Below are 22,186 nucleotides of genomic sequence, written 5' to 3' on the forward strand. Positions count from 1 at the left end.
AGGGAGATTATAGCGATAATGCTCCCAAAAAGCAGTATAAATATAGGGTAGTAGCTTATACCTCAGTTCTATAAATTTTCTATTTATATCTTCAAATTGCTTCCCAAAGCTCCAGGGTTCACGTTCAATGGTATCACCAGCCGAGTGTGCACGCATAAAGGGTGAAAAAACACCCATTTGTATCCATCGTGTGAATAGTTCACCATCTGGCTCTCCACTAAATCCGCCAATATCTGAGCCACAAAAGGAAATCCCGGAAATTGACAAACGTTGGCATTGAATAACGGCAATTTTAAGATGTTCCCATGTAGCTACATTATCACCGGTCCATACTGAGGAATAACGCTGAACCCCTGAAAAACCAGCTCTAGTGATAGTAAATGGTCTTTTATTTATTTGAAGCTTTCTTAAACCTTCATAAGTAGCACGTACCATTTGCATCCCATAAACATTATGAGCTTTACGATGCGATCCATGGAAACCGTCATAATTATGCCTTACATCAACAGGAAATGTACCAGATCCAAAGACGGCGGGTTCATTCATATCGTTCCATACCCCGGCAACCCCTATATCGAGGAGATCCTTAAACAAGTTCCCCCACCAGACTCTAACCTTAGGATTTGTAAAATCTGGGAATTGGCATCTTCCAGGCCAAACATGGCCTTCCATAAAATAATCATCGCAGCGTCTACAGAAATAATTATTCAATTTACCCTCCCTATAAACCGAATAATTTGGATCCACACGAATTCCAGGATCAATGATTACAACAGTTTTGAATCCGTCATCTGCTAATTCTTTTATCATTCTGGCGGGCTCAGGAAAATACTTTGTATTCCAAGTAAAGCAGCGGTAACCATCCATATAATCGATATCGAGATAAATTGAATCACAAGGGATTTTACGCTGCCGAAAGTTATGGGCTAGATCTTTTACCTTTTCTTCGGGATAATAGCTCCAGCGGCATTGGTGAAAGCCTAGCGTCCATTTTGCGGGCAATTGATGAGTTCCTGTGAGTGTATGGTATCGTTTTACTACATCCATCATATGCGGACCATGAATATAATAATACTGCATTTCACCACCATCAGACCAGAAGCTAACATCTTCTTGATCTTGATGTGCGAAATCAAAATGACTTTTAAAGGTATTATCAAAAAAAATACCGTAGCTGAAACCTTTATTTATACCTATGTAAAAGGGGATTGTACGATAGAGTGGATCTTGGTCTTTATCATAAGAATAGGCATCCGTATTCCAATTAACATATTTTTTGCCGATAAGATTAAAATCACTTGATTTATCTCCAAGTCCGAAAAAGCTTTCATTATCCTGGCATTTTTTAGTCGCGTAAACATAATATCCCCCGTAATCAATATTTTCTTCCCAATGCATTGGGATTCTATCCTCATTAATTATTTCGCCATGAGTATCTTCAAAAGAGATTAAAAAAGTTTTTTTATTAATTACACAGGCAACAGAATTTGTCTCTACCCGATAAGAGTCATCGAGCTCTTTGCACGAAAATCCGGAGCTATTGTGAACGGTATTGGATAAAGCATAAGAAAACTCATCTAAAAACACAGATCCTGGAGCGAGTCGCACTCTGATAATCTCATTACTAATTACCTTGATTTCAACTTCAGCTATACCATCAGTAAAGAAGAAACGATTTGAATCCTGTCTATATCCTATAACTGCTAAAAGATACCTTTTAACTATAGGTTCTAGACCCAGAATGGGATTATTTATATGTTGCAGCGCATCTTCTTGTTCATTAAAACCGAATGGCAAAGATGATAAACCCTCATTTTCTTCCATAATAAATCAATCATCGTTATTATAATGGCTCTTGAATTGAAACTGAGCACATTGGGAACAACAATCGAAAAGAGAATTTGCTTGCAGAAAAATCAATTTTATACAAAACCCATCAATTGCACAGAAATTTTAAAAAGAGAGGGCGTAGGCTATTAATAACAAAACCCGCTCCGAAATTTCGGAGCGGGTTTTACATTTTTTTTGGACAATAAATTATGTCCTGAATAATGAATGATTTATTAAATATTATTGGTTGAATGTAAAACCTACGTAATACATACCACCCATTTGTGGGTTACCAAAAGAGGTTACATAATATTTGTTCAATAAATCTTGAGCACCAATCTTAATCATTCCATTTACTGAAGGAATCTTTAAGTTAACCTGTGCATCCACTGTTCCGAATGAAGGAACCTCTCCTGAAGCAAAAGATGATGCCCAGTAGAATGTATCTTGCCAACGGTAAGTAACGTTCATACCCACGTTTTTAACGATATTACGATTACTAATACCAAGGTTATAACGTACTTTCGGAGTATTGAAATCATTTACATAAGTAACTGGAATATCACCGATCTGGTTGTAAGAAATATTACCATTAAGATTATATTTTCCAATTAAGTAATCAATTCCCAATGCAGCACCATAAGTAGTAACATTACCTTCAGCATTAACTGGCACACCAAACTTGGTGAATGAAGTACCACTTTGTTGGAATACTTCAACAGAAGTAATGAAATCACTGTAAGTATTAAAGTAACCATAAGCATCAAGTAAAAAATTACTACCTAATAAACCTTTGTAACCAATTTCATAAGCTTTTACGCTTTCAGGTCTTACGCCTTTAGCATCAAAAGTATAGGATTTTAAAAGGCTAGGATTTGCAGCACCTGCAGAAGCAGACGCTAAGAAATTACGGTAACTAACATCAGTAAATGGCTTATTCACTAATAAGTTATACTTTGTTAAGCTTGCAGGCAATCCACCAATTAAACGAGTTGAACCACCACCTACAGATAAATCAATGAATTGATTTTGTGTAGTTGGGTTACGGTAACCAGTTTGATAAGATACACGTATATTATTATTTGGTGCTACCGTGTAAACCCCTGAAATTCTTGGAGTAAAACGACCTTCAAAGTTTTGATTTTTATCATAACGACCTGAGAAGCTTAGCTTAAATGCATCGGCAATTTTCTTACCAACTTGAACAAAAGCTCCTACTTCGTCGATGTCAATTTCACGATTTAAATCATCAAAGATAGTACCACCAGAATTCAAATCATATCTTCTAAATGAAGCTCCAACTTGAAGTTCGAAAGCATCTTTCAATGCATTAGTGAAATTATACATACCCTCATAGTGGTAAAGGTTTGTTTTATCATTGAATTTTGCACCTAGACCAGTACTGATTGTGGTGTTCATAACTTGGTTCTTAGCAGCTTCAAACTGAGGCGTTCCAGGTAAGAATCTGCCTGCATCAGCAGCATTACGTGCAAATGCGTGAGCTTGAGCATCTGGTGCTCCAGAAGAACGTGCTCCAACATAATTACCAATATATTGTGGGAACCATGTGGTACTGACTTTAGAAGCCTCATTGATATAACTTCCAAGAATTGAGGAAATGTATGAATCTCCAGAACGCTCTTGAGTAGTATAACCACGAACCATAAAATCTTTACCTTTCAACTCAAGCTTATATTGACCGATGCTGAAATTACGTAAAGAATAACGATCTGAACCAGTATAAACAGATGTACCGGTACCCCAATTAGCTTGGAAGATAGCCTGTAAATTATCGTTGAATTTATAGTGTAATGAAGTTGAGGTTTTAATTGAACGTGTATCGTAATCAACTAAATCTTTCTCATTATAACCAGTACGAGAAACAGCCTGATCAGGAATTAATCCTGCTCTTAAACCAATATTAAACGGTAAAACATTTTGAATAGTTGGCCTTAATGCAGCAGGGAAATTTCCTAAAAATGCACCAATTTGAGCTTGAGTAGCATTTACTGGCAAACCAGCATCAATCATTCCGATAACATTCGAGATTGCACCACCAGTAGCAGCAGCAACACCAGCATTTGTAGCTGATTGTACCGAGTTAGCGATGTTACGCATATTCTGACTAACCTCATCACCATAAACGTTTACACCATCATAATTGGGATCTGTGCTTCTATTTCCAGCTTTAACAGTACGAGAAGTACGATCAAAATTCGAATTATTAGCTGCTTGCCAATCATCCGCTTCTAAGAAAGAGAAACTAGTTTTAAAGGCAAATTTATTCCATGCTTTAGCATATCTAATACCCATTTCTCTAAAAGGGGCAGAACCTTGCAAAGGATCATTTACGTGGTTGATACCATTTTTCAATGAAAAACTAACACCTTGAGTGGTGTAAGGATCTTTTGAGTTCATTAACATGGTTCCGTTGATACCACCAGCTCCGTATAGAGCAGATGAAGCACCTGGAAGAAGCTCCACATTATCAAGATCAAGCTCATTGATACCAATGATGTTACCTACGGAGAAGTTCAAACCAGGAGCCTGGTTATCCATTCCGTCGATGTACTGATTAAATCTAGTGTTTCCATTTGCATTGAACCCTCTAGTGTTAATCGACTTGAATGTTAAACTTTGTGCACTCATTTCAACACCCTTTAGGTTATTTAATGCATCATAGAAAGTAGGAGCAGCTGTTTCACGAATCGCAGCTAATCCGAAACGCTCAATTGATACTGGAGATTCCAATATTCTTTCAGGCGTACGAGAAGCGGCAACTACAACTTCTTGACCTAGAATCGATTGCGATTCCATTTTAATTTCTAGATTAGAAACAGAAGCAGAAATTACTTGCTCAATTGTTTTGTAACCGATGTAAGAAATTTCAATAGTAAATGGTACTTTTTCTGACGTACTTAAACTGAATTTACCTTCAGAATTAGTAGAAGTTCCAATTGTTTTGCCTTTCACTTTGATGGCAACGCCTGGCAGTGTTTCATTAGTTAATTTATCAGTAACGACACCAGAAATGCTTGTAGTTTGAGCAAAACCAATGTTCATTGTGCCAATAATTAACAATAAAATACAGGCTAAACGAGTAAATGTTTTATTCATAGTTCTCGGTTTTAATATGGTTGTTTTTTAAAATATTAAATAAAACTAATGCAATAATTCTACTCAAACAAACCAATTTATTATTTTTTTATGCATGCATAGTAAAAACATGCCATTAGATATAAAAAAACGAAATATTTAACCAAAAGTTAAATTTTACGAAAACATAATATTTTGAAATACTTAGTATTTTTAAGCATATTTAAGGCATAATTAAATTTTATGAAGATAGTTAAAGCGGTCTTATCCGGACTTTTTGCATTTGCATTGATCTTAGTTTTAAATACAAAATTTGGAGACATACCCCCACTCGCTAAATTTTTAGATCCTTTTCAAGGATTTTGGATGAATGCTGAGGCGAAACAACAAAATCCGGAGCTCGACCTTAATATTGAAGGTTTAAAAGCTCCTGTTCAGATACACTTCGATGATCAGATGATTCCACATATTTTTGCGGAGAATAATCATGACTTATATTTCGCTCAAGGATACATTACTGCGAAAGACAGATTGTGGCAGATGGATTTTCAAACTCGTTTTGCTTCGGGAAGATTATCCGAAGTTGTAGGTCCTAAAGCCCTTGAGCTTGACCGGTACCAACGGAGAATGGGAATGACTTTTGGTGCAGAGAATATGGTTAAGGTCATGATGGAGGATCCAGAAATTAAAGAAACTATTGATGCTTACACTGCTGGAGTGAATGCTTATATCCATTCTCTTAGTCCCGGCGACTACCCACTAGAATTTAAATTATTGAATTATGCTCCAGAAGATTGGACACCTTTAAATTCTGCTTTACTGTTGAAATTAATGTCGGCGACCCTTGCAGGTGGATCCAACGAATTTTACATGAATAATATTCTAAATAAATTCGGCCCTGAAATAACAAAAAACTTGTTTCCTGATTATCCATATCGAGAAGATCCTATCATTCCGGTAGGTACTAAATGGGATTTTGACCCTATAAAAACCCCTCAAACACCAAAATTAAACCTCTCTGATAAAACGGCATACACGATTAAAACCCGAGAAATTGAAGAAGGAATAGGAAGTAATAACTGGGCAGTGGCTGGCGAAAAATCAGCAAGTGGTTTTCCAATTCTTGCTAATGACCCGCATCTTGATCTCACCCTACCTTCAATCTGGTATCAAATTCAATTGGCCTCTTCTGATATGAATTCATGCGGAGTTTCTATTCCCGGTGCCCCTGGAATTATCATCGGATTTAATCAAAACGTGGCTTGGGGAGTAACCAATGTTGGTGCTGATGTTTTAGATTGGTATAATATTAAATTTAAGGATGAATCTAAAAAAGAATATTGGTACAATAATCAGTGGAATCCAGTAAAGCTTAGAATAGAAACGATTCAAGTAAATGGAGGACAAACCTTAACAGATACCGTACTTTATACTCATCATGGCCCGATAGTTTATACTAGTGAGCAGCGCCCAAACAATTTCTCAAAAATAAACAATATCCCTACAGGGCATGCTTTAAGATGGGTGGCACATGATGGCTCAAACGATACCCGTACTTTTTTCATGCTGAATAGAGCGAAAAATTACACGGACTACCGTAAAGCCCTAACCTATTATTCGGCGCCAGCTCAAAATTTTATTTTCGCCAGTGTTGATAACGATATAGCCATTACTCCGAACGGTTATTTACCACTTAAATGGAGCGGACAAGGTAAATTTTTATTGGATGGGACAGATCCAGCGAACGATTGGCAAGGTAGAATCCCGGCAGAACATAATCCTACGGTAAAGAATCCTGATAGAAAATTTGTTAGTTCGGCGAATCAGTTTCCGAACGACCCAAGCTATCCTTATTATATTAATTGGGAATATGCTGGCTATGAGCGTTCACACAGAATTAACAAGCGATTATCTGTGATGACACAGGCTAACGTAGATAGTTTACAAAATTTGCAGAATGATAATTATAGCATTCTTGCAGAAAACATTTTACCAACCCTTTTAAATCTTGTAGATACTAAAGGTTTAAAAGATGTAGAGAAAGAAGGATTCAACATCGTTAGCAAATGGAATAAACATTTTGATGCTGATGAAATTGGTGCTAGCATTTTTGAATTATGGCATAAAAATCTGGGAGTTCAAATTTGGCAAGATGAATTTGACGATCCTAAAGCTCCTATGAGATTCCCTTCACGTGACAGAAGCGTTGAATTACTTTTAAATGAACCTAATTCAGTTTGGTACGACAATGTAAAAACCGCTAAGAAAGAAACTCGAGAAGACCTTGTAAATGCATCATTCAAATTCGCTATTGATAGTTTGAAACGTAAATATGGATCCCTTGATAAAGACTGGGCTTGGGGGAATTTAAAGAGCACCAATGTGCCGCATCTGGCTAAAATTGCAGGCTTTGGATCTAAAAACTTGTACAATGGAGGCTCCAAGACTTCAGTAAATGCGGTAAGTGAAACTAATGGCCCATCTTGGAGGATGATTGTAGCATTAGGTAAAGATGTAAAGGCCTATGGTGTTTTTCCAGGTGGGGAATCAGGGAATCCTGGAAGCCATTATTATGACAATATGGTTGATACCTGGTCGGATGGAAAATTAAACGAATTGCTTTTCTTGAAGGCTAAAAATGAGTCGTCGAAACGCATTATTTCAACGTGGAAACTGAATAAAAAATAAAATTAACGGCCAAATAGGCTTCACAAAAATATTTACACTTATGTTATTCCTTTTAATCGCAATAGTTTCTCTGATTTTACAATTGTTTTTACCCTGGTGGATTATTGCACCGGTTGCTTTTAGCTTAGCAGCATGGAATGCTCATTCGGCTAAAAATGCCTTTATTTCTGGTTTTTTGGCCATTTTTGTGATATGGATTATTGCAGGCCTGGTACATACCATTCCAAATGAAAACATTTTAGCAAATCGAGTTGCGAACATGCTAACATTGCCAAGTAGTTCACTAAGTTGGTTAATTGTGTTGGTTATTAGTGGTGTGATTGGTGGACTGGCAGCTGGATTTTCTGCTCTTGCAGGCCTTTATGCCAAGGAAGCTATTTCACATCGAAAGACTAATAAATAAGGTATCAATTTAGGTTTACAAGACCATTTTCAAGCACATTGAAAAAGGTTTTGTATCTTTGTATGTGGAATTTATAGATAGTCGTCTACTTTTTTCTGTTTCTGATCATCAAACATTCGAATCCCTATCTCTTGAAATTTTCAATTATCAGGTTCAGAATAATGAAGTTTATGGTCGTTTTGTAGCTAATCTCGGGATTGATATTCAAAGCATCCAGGAACATAAAAATATCCCTTATTTACCCATTGAATTTTTTAAAAGCCAGAAGATTATTAGTGGTAAATCTCCAGCTGAAGCCATTTTTACTAGCTCAGGCACAAGCGGGATGGTCCAAAGTCAACATTTAGTTACAGATGTTTCCGTTTACGTTGACAGTTATCGCAAGGCATTCCAATTATTTTATGGAGATATCAAGGAATATGCACTTTTAGCATTGCTTCCATCCTACCAAGAACGAGAGGGCTCATCTTTGATTTACATGATTGACGATTTAATCGGACAAAGTAATCAAGAAAAAAGCGGTTATTTCCTTTATGACCATGAATCCTTAAAAAATACAATGGAGGATCTCCAAAAGAATAAAATACCAACAATTTTAATTGGTGTAACTTATGCCTTATTGGATTTTGTAGAGAAGCATCAAATTAATTTTCCAGAACTAACAGTTATGGAAACAGGAGGCATGAAGGGGAAGAGAAAAGAAATATTAAGAGCAGAATTACATAAAATACTATGCAATGGATTTGGAGTAAATTCTATCCATTCAGAATATGGCATGACCGAGCTATTATCGCAAGCCTATTCGAAAGGCAATGGTATATTTTATTGTCCACCTTGGATGAAAGTAACAGTTAGAGACACCAACGACCCATTAAGTCTGCTAGGTCATGAACAAACTGGCGGAATAAATATCACCGATTTTGCCAATATTAATTCCTGTTCATTTATTGCCACACAAGACCTTGGTAAAACCTATCACAATAGCAGCTTTGAGATTTTAGGAAGATTTGACAATAGCGATATTAGAGGATGCAACTTATTGGTTCAGAGCTAGATATGTCAATTAATTATAAAATAAGATAATTAATTTCTTTTTAGTTAATATCGCGTTTGCTCACTAAAAAAGGGAGCAGAAAACCACTCCCCATTTTATACTCTAAAATATATCAATTACATACCTAAAGTCCAGCCAGCGCGATATTTTCTCTTCACGAATTGGTTAGCATCATCAAAGTTTGTAATTTTCATATTTGGACCATCCCACAATAATTTTTTATATCTACCAGGGTAGGTAAATCCATTGCCTGAGGCATTTGCTTTACGGATATCGAATCCACGAATAGCAAGGTTACCCATTAACAAAGCTTCCGTTAGAGGACCTGCGACTGAGAAGTCGGAGCTCACTTCCATTTTTCCATATCCAGCAATTGCTGCATCTACCCATTGCGTATAATGACCTGCTTCTTGTCCCGGAACCCGAGCAAGAGTTTCAGGAACATTCACTTCTTGATTTCTGGATAGCGGCAATAATCTAGCATTTTTACCATAGGTATCGCAAAGCATTTTGCCTTTAGTACCGATGAATAAAACCCCATTTCCACCGTCACCAAAAATTTCATCCGGACCAAGTTCTTGAGGGCGTTCTGGTTGAATTCCACCATCCATCCAATGCAATTTCACTTGAGCATTATTTTGTTTTTCCGAGTTAAAGGTCATGATTACATGAGAAGAAGGAGGGCAACTTTCTGGGAAGTATCCACGTTTAAAGGAATCGACGTAAACACTGCCCACACTACATTCCACGTCGGTAGGATAATTTAATCCCAAAACCCTAAAAGGTGCATCAGCTAAGTGACAACCCATATCGCCGAGGGCTCCAGTTCCATAATCCCACCATCCACGCCAGTTGAAAGGAACTAATTTATCTACATAATCAATTTGAGGTGCTGTTCCAAGCCATAAATCCCAATCTAACTGCTTTGGAATTGCTGCTTTATTTGCAGACCAGGGAATACCTTGAGGCCAAACAGGTCGGTCGGTCCAGCAATAAACAGTATGTACATCACCAATAATGCCGGCATTGTACCATTCCATTAATTTGCGAGCACCATCAGTGGATGAACCTTGATTACCCATTTGGGTTACCACTTTATATCTTTTTGCCGCTTCTGTCAGAATTCGAGCCTCATAAATATCATGAGTAAGCGGTTTTTGAACGTAAACATGCTTTTTAAGCTGCATAGCAGATAGGGTAATGATAGCATGATTATGATCAGGAGTAGAGACAGAAACAGCGTCGAAATTCTTTGATTCCTTATCCATCATCTCGCGCCAATCTTTGTAAAATTTAGCTTTAGGGAATCTCTTTACGGAGTTTGCAGCACGGCGATCGTCAACATCGCATAAAAAGCCAACCTCAGCTTTACCACCGCTAACAAAGCCTGTAAGATCACTTTCCCCTTTTCCGCCGGCACCAACACCAGCAACAATTAATCGATCGCTCGGAGCGATGAAGCCCTTCCCACCCAATACATGGCGAGGTACAATCATAAAACCTGCTGCAGCAAGAGATGCTGTTTTAACAAAATCCCTTCTTGAATTAGTATTCTCTTTCATAAAATATTTATTGAAAAAATTATTTATTAAGCATTTGCCCAAGCACGATCACCCTTTTTATAGGGAACATCGCCATCAAAACTACCAGGTGTTTCAATATATCGTAAGGCTTTAGTTGATCCGATTTCAGAAGTAAAAAATCCGAGAAGTGTCAATTCCTTCATCATTCTAAAATAATGAGGAGGGTCCTCCGGTTTTTTAGTCTCAGTGTATGCTTTTTGCACGGCATCAAGTGCTGTTAATACAGTCTTACGCTCCTGAGCACTACTATCCATGAAAGATTTTCCAGATTTAGACTTGATTTCACTTTCGAGCGACTTAATTCCATCTTGAAAAATTAGTTGATGCTCTTTGGTATAGCAATCTTTCACCATGATATCCATAAAGAGACCCACTTGCGCCTCTTTTGCCCCAGGAGTGCTTGTTTTTGGTAAGATAGTCTCCCCTATTTCATTTAGCAAGTCGACTGTTTTTTGGTCGAAAAATACTAGCTTTTGCGCCGGACTCGAGCTACATCCAAACTCAAGAAAAAGACTTGACCCGATGATAGTCCCACCTAAAATCCAGCTAACTTGCGATATTGCTTCTCTTCTATTCATTTTATCTGAATTAAATATTTCCTTTTTTCAACTCTGTAACAGCATGATCTACTGCGCGGGCAGTTAAAGCCATGTAGGTTAAAGATGGGTTCTGGCAAGCTGCAGAGGTCATTGCTGCCCCATCAGTTACATATACGTTAGTGGCATCCCAAACCTGATTAAACTTATTAAGTACTGAAGTTTTTGGATCATGCCCCATACGTGCGGTACCCATTTCATGGATTCCCATGCCTAGGGTATAGCCCGAATCGAATGTTTTTACGTCTTTAAGACCGGCATTTTCCAGCATTTCCTGACCATCAGCCATCATGTCTTTACGCATATTGAGCTCATTTTGCTTGATTTCGGCATCAATGGAGAGGACATTTAATCCCCATTTATCTTTTTTAGTCTTATCAAGCGTCACTTTATTTTCATGATATGGTAGCGTTTCACCGAAGGCGGTAATACCCATGGTCCATGATCCTGGTTCACAAAGTGCATCTTTAAAGTCGCCACCAATACTCAATTCGGCAACATTACGTCCCCAGCCTTCGCGTCCAGCGCCACCTTGATAACCAAATCCACGAAGATAATCGCGCTTTTCGTTGCCTAGATTTCTGAAACGAGGGATATAAATTCCGTTAGGACGGCGACCGAATACATATTTGTCCTCAAAGCCTTCCATTCTGCCAGATGCACCTAGACGGAAATGATGATCCATTAAATTATGACCTAGTTCACCACTGCTACTACCTAAACCACCATCCCAAACATCGGTAGCTGAATTCATTAAAATCCAGGTAGAATTTAGTGCTGATGCATTTAAAAAGATAACTTTTGCAAAATATTCGTAAGTCTGATTAGTTTCAGCATCCAATACTTCCACTCCAGTAGCTTTTTTGGTGTCCTTATCGTACAATATTTTAGTAACGATAGAAAATGGGCGTAAGGTTAGATTTCCAGTTGCCACTGCGGCAGGAAGAGTTGAAGATTGCGTGCTAAAATATCCCCCAAAAGGGCAACCTAGCCAACATTTATTACGGTATTGGCAATTTGTACGACCTTGAATTGCCTTGGTTAAGTTAGCCACCCTTCCAATAAGCATGTGTCTATTTTCCTTATAATGCTCTTTAATACGCGCTGAAACAACCTTTTCAACCACATTCATTTCCATTGGAGGAAGAAAATCACCATCAGGAAGCTGTGCTAAACCATCTTTAGAACCACTAATTCCTGCGAAGCGTTCTACATAGCCGTACCATTTTTCGAGGTCTTTATAACGGATAGGCCAATCTACTGCAATACCTTCTTTGGCGTTCGCTTCAAAGTCCATTTCGCTAAGGCGATAACTTTGACGCCCCCACATTAAAGATCGTCCACCCACCTGATAGCCTCTGTACCAATCAAAACGCTTTACTTCAGTATAAGGATTCTCCTTTTCATTTGCCCAGAAGTCGAGGTTTTTCTCATTAAGGGCATAATCCCGCTTTAAAACTGGATAATTTTCAATCATCTCTTGGGTGCGACCGCCTCTATGAGGGAATTCCCAAGGATTTTTGGTTGCGCTTGCATAATCTTTAACATGTTCGATGTTTCTTCCACGCTCGAGCATTATTGTTTTCAATCCTTTTTCGGTTAATTCTTTGGCAGCCCAGCCACCACTAATTCCTGAACCGATTACAATTGCATCATACTTATTCTCAGCCATATTTTTTATTTACAATTTCAATTCTTTTAAATATCACAAATACTAATTGCAGCCCTTAAAGATTCTGCCTTATCCGCATGAAGCGGAATAAACTCTTGGGCCACATAGCCCTTAAAACCCGTGGAGTGAATGACTTTCATTATTGCTTGATAATTTAGTTCCTGCGTATCATCAATTTCATTTCTCCCAGGTACGCCCGCTGTATGATAATGAGCAATAAATTCATGATTCTCTTGAATTGTTCTTATCACATCACCCTCATCAACCTGCATATGATAAATATCGTATAATAGTTTGAAATTTGGCGAATCAATCTTTTTTGCCAAATCAACACCCCATTTAGTCCGATCGCACTGATAATCAGGATGATCTATTTTACTGTTAAGCAATTCCATTACTATGCATACATTGTATTTTTCGGCGAGATGCATAATTTGCGATAAACCTTCGGCACAATTATTAAGACCCCTTTCATCATCCAAACCATTTCTATTGCCGCTAAAACAAATTAAATTAGAATATCCTGCTTTAGCAACTTGCGGGATCATATCGAGATAATTCTTAACAAGAGTAGGATGAAATGATTTATTGTTCCAACCCTCTTCGAGACTTATTTCTGCGCCATTACACATGGTCGATTCGAGTCCATATTTTTTTAAGATTGGCCAATCTTTTGGTCCGACGAGATCAATACCTGTAAGACCAATTTCTTTAGCCAAAAGGCAAAGTTCCTCTAAGCTTAAAAAATCAAAACACCATCTGCAAACAGAGTGGTTGATATTACCTTTAAGAGTTTGAGAAAATTTATTCATGGTAAAAAGAAAGTGAAAAGCAGCGTTTTTACTGCTTTTCACTAAAAATCATATGATCGCTATTGCGATGAAATTAATCAACAGATTAATGAGATACTGCATCACTTTGTCTTTGCGCCTCTTCTTCTTTTTGGCTAAAAGTGATCACAAATATGATGGCTACTGCTGCAGCGATACCGGCCGCCACCAACCAAATTTTCTCCCAATCATGGCTTGTATCAGAAATCTTATAAGCATCGCTTACTAAACCTGCAACCCAGAAGCCAATGAGCATCCCCACCCCATAAGTAGCTAGGGCAATAAGACCTTGAGCTGAGCTTTTATATTTTTCGCCGGCCTTTGAGTTAGTATAGATTTGTCCAGAAACGAAGAAGAAATCATAACAAATACCATGTAAAGCGATACCAATAATTAATAAAGATGCCAGTTCATTTGCATTACCGTAGGCGAAGAAAACATAGCGTAGAGCCCATGCAATCATACCAACTAGAATTGTTTTCTTGAAGCCAAACTTTGTAAAGAAAACAGGTAATAATAAAAGGAATAACACCTCCGAAATCTGTCCGATAGTCATTTTCCCTGTCGGATTTTCCATACCTAGTTCAGATAAGAAAAGGTTGGCATTTTGATAATAAAATGCAAGAGGAATACAGATTAAAATAGATGAGATGAAAAAGATTAAAAAGTTTTTATTCTTCAATAATTTTAGAGCGTCGAGGCCTAAAATATCAGACATAGTAACCTTCTCGCCTTTTGCGGCAGAGGGAGGAGTTTGAGGAAGAGTAAAACTAAAGAAACCTAAAATAGCAGAAGCAATAGCGGCCATTAAAAAAGTATTTTTAAGGAGGCCATCACTTACGCCTTGTGGTGAGTCCCAGTGAAATAAGAAACTTATGCATAAACCGGCAACAATCCAACCGATAGTCCCCCAGATACGAATGGAAGAAAATTCCTGCTCAGGGTTTTTCATTTGATTAAAAGATACCGAATTAACAAGAGCCAAGGTTGGCATGAACATGATCATGTAGGTAAAAACATAAGGGTAAAAACCTGCAAAATCAGTCGCATTGTACATTTGGAACATCAATAATGCTCCAATAAGGTGTAGAAAACCAAGTATTTTCTCAGCATTAAAAAACCTATCGGCAATAAGTCCGATGATAAATGGCGCAATAATAGCTCCGAAAGATTGAGTAGAAAATACTGCGGCGCTTTGAGCACCATCAGCGGCAAGATTTTTTCCTAAAAAAGTACCAAGAGTAACAAACCAAGAGCCCCAGATAAAAAATTCTAGGAACATCATGAAGGATAATTTAATTCGTTTTGTTGGGGTCATAATTAATTTTTATTTAGTTTATTTTCAACGGTAAAAACGGAAAAAGAATGAAATGAATTGATAAAGAGCCAATTATCGAATTATGACCATTAAAAGTGAACATTTTAACAATCATAAACATAATTCTTCCAAAACAATTACACATCCATCAATTTCTATTTTTTGTTTAAAATAAATGTATATTTTTATTTTTAATATTCATACTCAATAATAATTCATTGTTAAATTTTTTAAATCCTATTTTGTTAAAATCCGTGAAAAATATCAAAATTATTTGTTTTCAATTAGCTCAGGGCTGGAATTAAAGAAAAATTAAAAATTTTAAGATTAAAACAATCAATATAAAATGAAGCGTACAGCAAAATTAATTCCTGCATTTATTATTATGATATCCTTATTTGCCTTCAATAATTGGAAGCAAATTGTAAAGCCAAGAGTTTTGGTTTTCAGTAAAACGGCTGGTTACCGACATGGATCAATCCAGGAGGGAAAGCTTGCACTGATAAAATTGGGAAATGAAAATGGTTTTGTGGTTGACACTACGGAGAATGAAAATTACTTCAATGAAGATTCATTGAAAAAATATTCGGCGGTAATTTTCTTAAGTACAACAGGCAATGTTTTGAATAGTCCGCAGCAAATTAGCTTCGAGCGTTACATTCAAGCTGGCGGTGGCTATGTTGGAATTCATGCGGCGGCGGATACTGAATATGACTGGCCTTGGTATGGAAAATTAGCAGGCGGCTATTTTGTTAGTCACCCGAAAATTCAAGACGCTACACTTAATATACGAAATAAAAATCATATTTCCACTAAACATTTGCCAGAAAATTGGATTCGAAAGGATGAGTGGTATAATTATAAGGACTTGAACAAGGACGTTCAAGTCTTAATTAATTTAGATGAAAAGAGTTATAAAGGTGGTGAAAATGGAGAAAATCATCCCATATCATGGTTTCATGAATTTGACGGCGGACGAGCATTTTATACAGGTTTAGGCCATACCAATGAATCCTATACTGAATTGAATTTTCTCAAGCATGTTTTAGGTGGAATTCAATATGCGATTGGAACGAATAAAAAGCTAGATTATTCAAAAGCAAAGACGGCGAGAGTGCCAGAAGAAGACCGCCTTGTAAAAACGGTTTTAACCATGGGGACATTATTTGAACCTACAGAAATGGCTATTCTCCCAAATTTGGACATTTTATTGGTGCAGCGTCGTGGGGAAGTGATGCTTTACAAAGCGAACACAAATAGCATTAGTCAGGTAGCAGAATTAAAAACCTATTCGCAAACATCTATTAAAGGAGTAAATGCAGAAGAAGGAGTTTTAGGCTTGGCAGCAGATCCAAATTTCAAGGAAAATAATTTTGTATATATTTATTATAGTCCACTAGATACGGCAGTCAACCGACTTTCACGATTCAAATTTGCAAATGATAAGTTAGACCTTTCATCCGAAAAGGTGATTTTAGATGTAAAATCGCAGCGTGAAATTTGCTGCCATACTGGAGGGTCAATTGCCTTTGGCCCTGATGGATTACTTTATGTTTCATCGGGTGATAATACAACGCCTTTTGATGTTCCAAATGAAAAATTTGTGAACAAGGGTTACGGACCAATGGATAATAGACCAGGGCTCGAGCAATATGATGGAGGAAGATCTTCGGGGAACACCAATGATTTGCGAGGCAAAATTCTAAGAATTAGGCTTAAAGAAGATGGAAGCTATGAAATTCCAAATGGAAATTTATTTCCACCCAACACCTCTGGTACGCGACCAGAGATTTACGTTATGGGAAACCGTAACCCCTATCGCATCTCGATTGACAATAAAACAGGATTTTTATATTGGGGCGAAGTTGGTCCAGACGCCAACGCTGATAGTCCAGAGCGTGGCCCCAGAGGCTATGACGAATTAAACCAGGCAAGGAAAGCAGGTTTCTTTGGTTGGCCTTATTTTGTGGGGAATAATTATCCATATCGAGCATACGATTATAAAACAGGCGTTTCTGGAGAGGCTTTTGATCCTAAGAATCCGATAAACAATTCACCGAACAATACTGGATTGAAGAATCTTCCACCAGTTCAGCCGGCATTTATTTGGTATCCATATGGTATTTCAAAGGAGTTCCCACAATTAGGCACAGGAGGTCGTACCGCGATGGCAGGACCAGTTTATCATAACGAAACATATCCTAAAGAGACCAGATATCCAGACTATTTCAATGGAAAATTATTTTTTTATGACTGGATAAGAAATTGGATTAAGGCAGTGAGTATGAAAGAAAATGGAGACTATGATAACATGGAAAGTTTTATGCCATCCACATCATTTGCTGCCCCAGTAGATATGGAGGTTGGTCCCGATGGTCGCCTTTACATCCTAGAATATGGGAAAGGATGGTTTTCAAAAAATGCTGATGCCAGCATTTCTCGCATCGATTATATTGCTGGTAATCGTCCGCCAAAAATCAAAAAGTTTAGTGTAAAAAATAGCAGTGGATTAATCCCATTCAAATTAGAAGCAAAAGTTGAGGCAATAGATACAGACGGAGATGCGCTAAGCTATTTATGGGATTTAGGAAATGGCATTAAAAAAGCCACTTCAGTGCCATCTATTGAGCATATTTATACAAAAGCGGGCGAGCATCAGGTAAGTGTTCAAGTGATAGATAAGCACAAGTCAAGCATTCAGAGCAATAAAATCGAAATAGTAGCAGGAAATGCTAGTCCGAAGCTTAACATAAAACTAGCAGGCAACCGTAGCTTTTATTTTACTGGCAAAGCGATTGAATATCAGGTAATGGTAAGTGATGAAGGAGCAGTAGTTAATAAAAATACTGTTTATGTAGCGAATAGTTATAATAAAGGAACCGACTTAGCGGGATCATCCATGGGCCATCAAGTTTATTCTGAAACGCAGGCTGGTCAGGCTTTAATGTTAAAATCAGATTGTCAGGCATGCCATCAAATGGATAAGAAATCTGTTGGACCATCATTCAAGCAGGTTTCTGCAAAATACCAGAAAGACCCAAATGCATCGAGTTATTTAGCAACAAAAATTATTAATGGAGGTAGTGGTGTTTGGGGTCCGGTGGCTATGTCGGCGCATCCAACAATTAGCGAATCTGATTCTAAAAAAATTGCGCAATGGGTATTATCACTAGAAAATGCAGCTATTCCGAAGGCATCTCTTCCTATGTTAGGGAAAATTATTCCGGAGCCCACAAAAGATGAAGAAGAGTCTAAAAATTTCAATTTATTTGCAAGTTATACCGACCAAGGAGCATTTGGATTAAAACCATTAACTAGCACAGCATCAGTACTTTTGCGCAGCAATAAAATTAATGCTCGGGAACTTGTAGATAGAAAAAATATAGCATTAAAAGATTCTACAAACAGTGGATTTTTGGTTTATCCTGAAAATAATGGATGGATAAAAATGAAGCAAATTGACTTAACAGGCATTAACGCTGTTGAATTATCTAATATTTCTTCGGGGCAACCAGGAAATTACAGCATTGAATTACGATTAGACTCCGAGAAGGGCCTTTTAATTGGGAAAGGTGCATTCATAGATAATGGATTAGCAAATTCACAAAGAAATTTATTGCTTGCACTTAAACCTGTGATTGATAAGAAATTACATACAATTTATGTGCACATCATTGCAGATCCTAAAAACTCAAAAAAGAGGCCATTATTGAGAAGTTTAGCTTTTATACCTACAAAATAAAATAGATAGCGATGCTGAAAAATTCTCAAAAAATGCCTTTAGGGAATTTTAATTGCGCCAGTGGTTTATTATATTGAGCCAAGATTTAAAGGGATTAATTAGATGTTTAAAAAAAATATTTTAGCTCCTAATCAATTCATTTACAAGGAGTTTAGCGGACAGATTTTTTAAAAAATATGAATAGAAAATTAAGAATGGGAATGGTTGGTGGTGGTAAAGGAGCCTTTATTGGTGCCGTACACCGCATTGCCGCCAATATGGATGGAATGATTGAGCTAGTTTGTGGCGCATTGAGTACTAGTCCGGAGAAAGCCGACGAAAGCGGAAAAATGCTATTTCTAGCAACCGACAGAACTTATCATAGCTATGAAGATATGATTAGGAGAGAAAGCCAATTGCCAGCAGATGAGCGAATGGATTTCTTAACTATTGTTACTCCCAATCACGCACATTTCGGTCCCGCGATGATGGCCCTCGACCATGGATTTCATGTGGTAATTGACAAACCCATTGCCTTTACGTTGGAGGAAGCGAAGCAGTTGAAGAAAAAGGTGGAGGAAACAGGCCTATTACTGCTTTTGACTCATACTTATGCTGGTTATCCAATGGTTAAGCAGGCAAGAAATATGGTTAAGATGGGAGAATTGGGTAAGATTAGAAAGATCTTAGTTGAATATCCGCAAGGTTGGTTAAGCCGACTTTCAGAAAAAGATGGCAATGCCCAAGCTGCTTGGAGGACAGACCCGACGAGATCGGGTAAAAGTGGATGTATGGGCGATATTGGCACCCATGCAGCACATTTGGCTGAATATATTAGCGGATTAAAAATCATACAGCTTTGCGCAGATTTAAATATCGTAGTGGAGGGCAGGAAGTTAGATGATGATGGAAACGTACTGCTGCGCTTCGATAATGGTGCTAATGGCGTGCTGGTAGCCTCGCAGATTGCTGCAGGTGAAGAGAATGCACTCAAAATTAGGGTTTACGGCGAAAAGGGGGGGCTTGAATGGGCACAGCAAGAGCCAAACACATTGACTTTGAAATGGTTAGATGAACCCATTCAAATATTAAGAACTGGAAGTCACCGATTAAGCAATGAGGCTAATTTCAATAGTCGCACCCCTGCTGGTCACCCAGAGGGCTATTTAGAGGCCTTTGGAAACCTTTACCGTAATTTTGCATTATGCCTTTCAGCGAAGATTGAGGGAATTGAAGCACCTGCGGAAGCCTTAGATTATCCATCAGTAAATGAAGGAGTTAGAGGAATGGCATTTATTGACAATGTGGTGAAGAGTGGATTAAGTAATGAAAAGTGGACAAATTTTGACATTTAATTAATAGAAAATGACAACAATAAAAGGACCTGGAATATTTCTAGCACAATTTTTAGGAGATGAAGCACCATTTAACAGTCTAGAGTCGATTTGTAAATGGGCAAAAAGTCTTGGCTATGCAGGGGTACAAATCCCAACATGGGATCCACGCTGCATTGACTTACAAAAGGCGGCAGAGAGTAAGACCTATGCGGATGAAATTAAGGGATTAGTAAATTCATGCGGTTTAGAAATCACGGAGCTTTCAACCCATTTGCAGGGTCAATTGGTGGCTGTTAATCCGGCTTATGATCTCCAATTTGACAGTTTTGCGCCAGCATCGGTGCACAATAATTCGAAGGCACGTACAGAATGGGCTGTTCAGCAATTAAAGTATGCAGCTCAAGCTTCAAAAAACTTAGGTTTAAATGCACATGCCACATTTAGTGGTTCATTGTTATGGCATACCTGGCATCCATGGCCACAGCGACCAGAAGGTTTAGTTGATGCTGGATTTAAAGAATTAGCAAAAAGATGGTTACCTATACTTAACCATTTTGATGAACATGGAGTAGATGTTTGTTATGAGATACATCCTGGGGAGGACCTATTTGATGGGGTGACTTATGAGCTGTTTTTGGAGAAAGTGAACAATCATCCGAGAGCATGCTTGCTCTATGATCCATCGCACTTTGTTTTGCAATGCCTTGATTATGTGCAATATATAGACCATTATCATGAGCGAATAAAGGCCTTCCATGTGAAGGATGCAGAATTTAATTCAACAGGAAAACAAGGAACATTTGGCGGTTACCAGAGCTGGGCAAACCGTGCTGGAAGATATCGTTCACCGGGTGATGGTCAGGTTGACTTTAAGAAGATTTTCAGCAAGTTAACGCAGTATGATTTTAAAGGTTGGGCGGTGATGGAATGGGAATGTTGCATTAAGCATCCAGAAGATGGAGCACGTGAAGGAGCGGCCTTTATTAAAGATCACATTATCCGAGTAACGGAGAAAGCTTTTGATGATTTTGCTGGCCGTGGAAGTGATGAGGAGTTTAACCGAAAAATACTAGGGATTTAATTTAAATCACTATTTTTACATTAATATAACAAAAAAATATGAAAAAAACAATAGCCATTTTAGGTATTTGCAGTGTAATTTTTGCATGTGGAAGCGAAAAATCAGAAAGCACAGAAGAAACAAGCAGTACAACAAAAACTGAAGAATCAGCACCTGCTACTGCTGCTGTAGGGTCAGCAACGGGAGAGCAGTTAATCAGTACGTCCGACTGTTTAACTTGTCATCAAGTAAATTCTAAAATTGTTGGTCCTTCTTATGTTGATGTAGCTAATAAATACCCAGCAACTGATGAGAACATTGCCATGTTGGCTGGAAAAATCATTCAGGGTGGTTCAGGCAATTGGGGTGAAATTCCAATGGCACCACACCCAGCAATTAGCACTGAAGATGCAACAGAAATGGTTAAATATATTCTTTCTTTAAAAACTAATTAATATGAAATATTTAAGCCTAATCATTCTCTCTGCCATTATCATTGGCGGATGTGGAACAAGTAAAAATGCAATGCAAACTTCAAATACAAGTTCAGGCGAATGGCAAAAGCTATTTGACGGACAAACAACTTCTGGATGGCATAGTTATGGCGAAAAGAAGGCAGGAAAAGCCTGGAAAGTAGTGGATGGTGCTTTATTTCTTGATGCAAAAAACAAAAAAGAAGGCCAAGGTGGTGATATTACTACCAATGAAGAATTTGGCAATTTCCATCTTAAGCTTGAGTGGAAGATTTCTAAAAACGGAAATAGTGGTATCATGTTTTTCGTGAATGAAGATCTTTCAAAATATGGAGCATCTTACAATACTGGTCCCGAAATGCAAGTATTAGATAATGACGGTCACCCAGATGGCAAATTCAATAAACATCGTGCTGGCGACCTTTATGACCTAATTGCAAGCAGTTCAGAGCCCGTTAAAGCAGTAGGTGAATGGAATCTAGTTGAAATCATTTCAAACAATGGCAAGCTTGACTTCAAGATGAA

The 22,186-nt window shown here is 37.8% G+C and carries 15 protein-coding genes; 8 read left to right on the forward strand and 7 right to left on the reverse strand.

Annotated features, from left to right (window positions below; all coding sequences use genetic code 11):
* Together ACIQ0D_RS04730 and ACIQ0D_RS04735 are read right to left on the reverse strand one after the other, a co-directional pair.
* The coding region (locus ACIQ0D_RS04730) for a TIM-barrel domain-containing protein (protein WP_395803413.1) at window positions 1–1,824 on the reverse strand (1,824 nt) is incomplete at its 3' end.
* Between the two features lie 246 nt (window positions 1,825–2,070).
* A complete protein-coding gene (locus ACIQ0D_RS04735; RefSeq protein ID WP_395803414.1) occupies window positions 2,071–4,947 on the reverse strand; it encodes a TonB-dependent receptor in 2,877 nt (958 codons plus the stop codon).
* 222 nt (window positions 4,948–5,169) lie between these two features.
* On the opposite strand from ACIQ0D_RS04735, the gene ACIQ0D_RS04740 reads away from it, so the two are divergent.
* From ACIQ0D_RS04740 to ACIQ0D_RS04750, 3 genes are all read left to right on the forward strand, one after another.
* Window positions 5,170–7,614 carry a penicillin acylase family protein gene (locus ACIQ0D_RS04740; RefSeq protein WP_395803415.1) on the forward strand — a complete coding sequence of 815 codons (2,445 nt, stop codon included), beginning with the start codon at window positions 5,170–5,172 and terminating at the stop codon, window positions 7,612–7,614.
* Between the two features lie 40 nt (window positions 7,615–7,654).
* The gene (locus tag ACIQ0D_RS04745; RefSeq protein ID WP_395803416.1) at window positions 7,655–8,017 is read left to right on the forward strand and encodes a hypothetical protein; all 363 of its coding nucleotides are present in this window, start codon (window positions 7,655–7,657) and stop codon (window positions 8,015–8,017) included.
* A 64-nt stretch (window positions 8,018–8,081) separates the two neighbouring features.
* Window positions 8,082–9,071 carry an acyl transferase gene (locus ACIQ0D_RS04750; protein ID WP_395803417.1) on the forward strand — a complete coding sequence of 330 codons (990 nt, stop codon included), beginning with the start codon at window positions 8,082–8,084 and terminating at the stop codon, window positions 9,069–9,071.
* 116 nt (window positions 9,072–9,187) lie between these two features.
* Here ACIQ0D_RS04750 and ACIQ0D_RS04755 read toward each other — a convergent pair whose 3' ends face one another.
* The 5 genes from ACIQ0D_RS04755 to ACIQ0D_RS04775 are packed head-to-tail and all read right to left on the reverse strand — an operon-like array spanning window position 9,188 to window position 15,070.
* A complete protein-coding gene (locus tag ACIQ0D_RS04755) occupies window positions 9,188–10,633 on the reverse strand; it encodes a Gfo/Idh/MocA family protein (protein WP_395803418.1) in 1,446 nt (481 codons plus the stop codon).
* Between the two features lie 26 nt (window positions 10,634–10,659).
* Entirely contained in the window at window positions 10,660–11,232 is a 573-nt protein-coding gene (locus ACIQ0D_RS04760; RefSeq protein WP_395803419.1) for a gluconate 2-dehydrogenase subunit 3 family protein, read from the reverse strand.
* Between the two features lie 10 nt (window positions 11,233–11,242).
* Window positions 11,243–12,922: a GMC oxidoreductase gene (locus ACIQ0D_RS04765; RefSeq protein WP_395803420.1), complete on the reverse strand. Its 1,680-nt coding sequence runs from the start codon at window positions 12,920–12,922 to the stop codon at window positions 11,243–11,245.
* A gap of 26 nt (window positions 12,923–12,948) precedes the next feature.
* Complete coding sequence (locus ACIQ0D_RS04770) at window positions 12,949–13,776, reverse strand: hydroxypyruvate isomerase family protein (protein WP_395803421.1); 828 nt, start codon at window positions 13,774–13,776, stop codon at window positions 12,949–12,951.
* Window positions 13,777–13,819: 43 nt separating this feature from the next.
* A complete protein-coding gene (locus tag ACIQ0D_RS04775; protein WP_395803422.1) occupies window positions 13,820–15,070 on the reverse strand; it encodes a nucleoside permease in 1,251 nt (416 codons plus the stop codon).
* Between the two features lie 346 nt (window positions 15,071–15,416).
* Here ACIQ0D_RS04775 and ACIQ0D_RS04780 point away from each other — a divergent pair, with 346 nt between their 5' ends.
* The 5 genes from ACIQ0D_RS04780 to ACIQ0D_RS04800 form a co-directional block, all read left to right on the forward strand.
* Complete coding sequence (locus tag ACIQ0D_RS04780; protein WP_395803423.1) at window positions 15,417–18,812, forward strand: ThuA domain-containing protein; 3,396 nt, start codon at window positions 15,417–15,419, stop codon at window positions 18,810–18,812.
* 176 nt (window positions 18,813–18,988) lie between these two features.
* Window positions 18,989–20,146: a Gfo/Idh/MocA family protein gene (locus ACIQ0D_RS04785; protein WP_395803424.1), complete on the forward strand. Its 1,158-nt coding sequence runs from the start codon at window positions 18,989–18,991 to the stop codon at window positions 20,144–20,146.
* Window positions 20,147–20,156: 10 nt separating this feature from the next.
* Entirely contained in the window at window positions 20,157–21,209 is a 1,053-nt protein-coding gene (locus tag ACIQ0D_RS04790; protein WP_395803425.1) for a sugar phosphate isomerase/epimerase family protein, read from the forward strand.
* Between the two features lie 38 nt (window positions 21,210–21,247).
* Window positions 21,248–21,643, forward strand: coding sequence for a c-type cytochrome (locus ACIQ0D_RS04795; protein ID WP_395803426.1), 396 nt, complete (start codon window positions 21,248–21,250; stop codon window positions 21,641–21,643).
* Window position 21,644: 1 nt separating this feature from the next.
* A partial coding sequence (locus ACIQ0D_RS04800) for a DUF1080 domain-containing protein (RefSeq protein WP_395803427.1) occupies window positions 21,645–22,186 on the forward strand: 542 nt, incomplete at its 3' end.

This window comes from Daejeonella sp. (assembly GCF_044342615.1).
Taxonomy (GTDB): Bacteria; Bacteroidota; Bacteroidia; order Sphingobacteriales; family Sphingobacteriaceae; genus Daejeonella.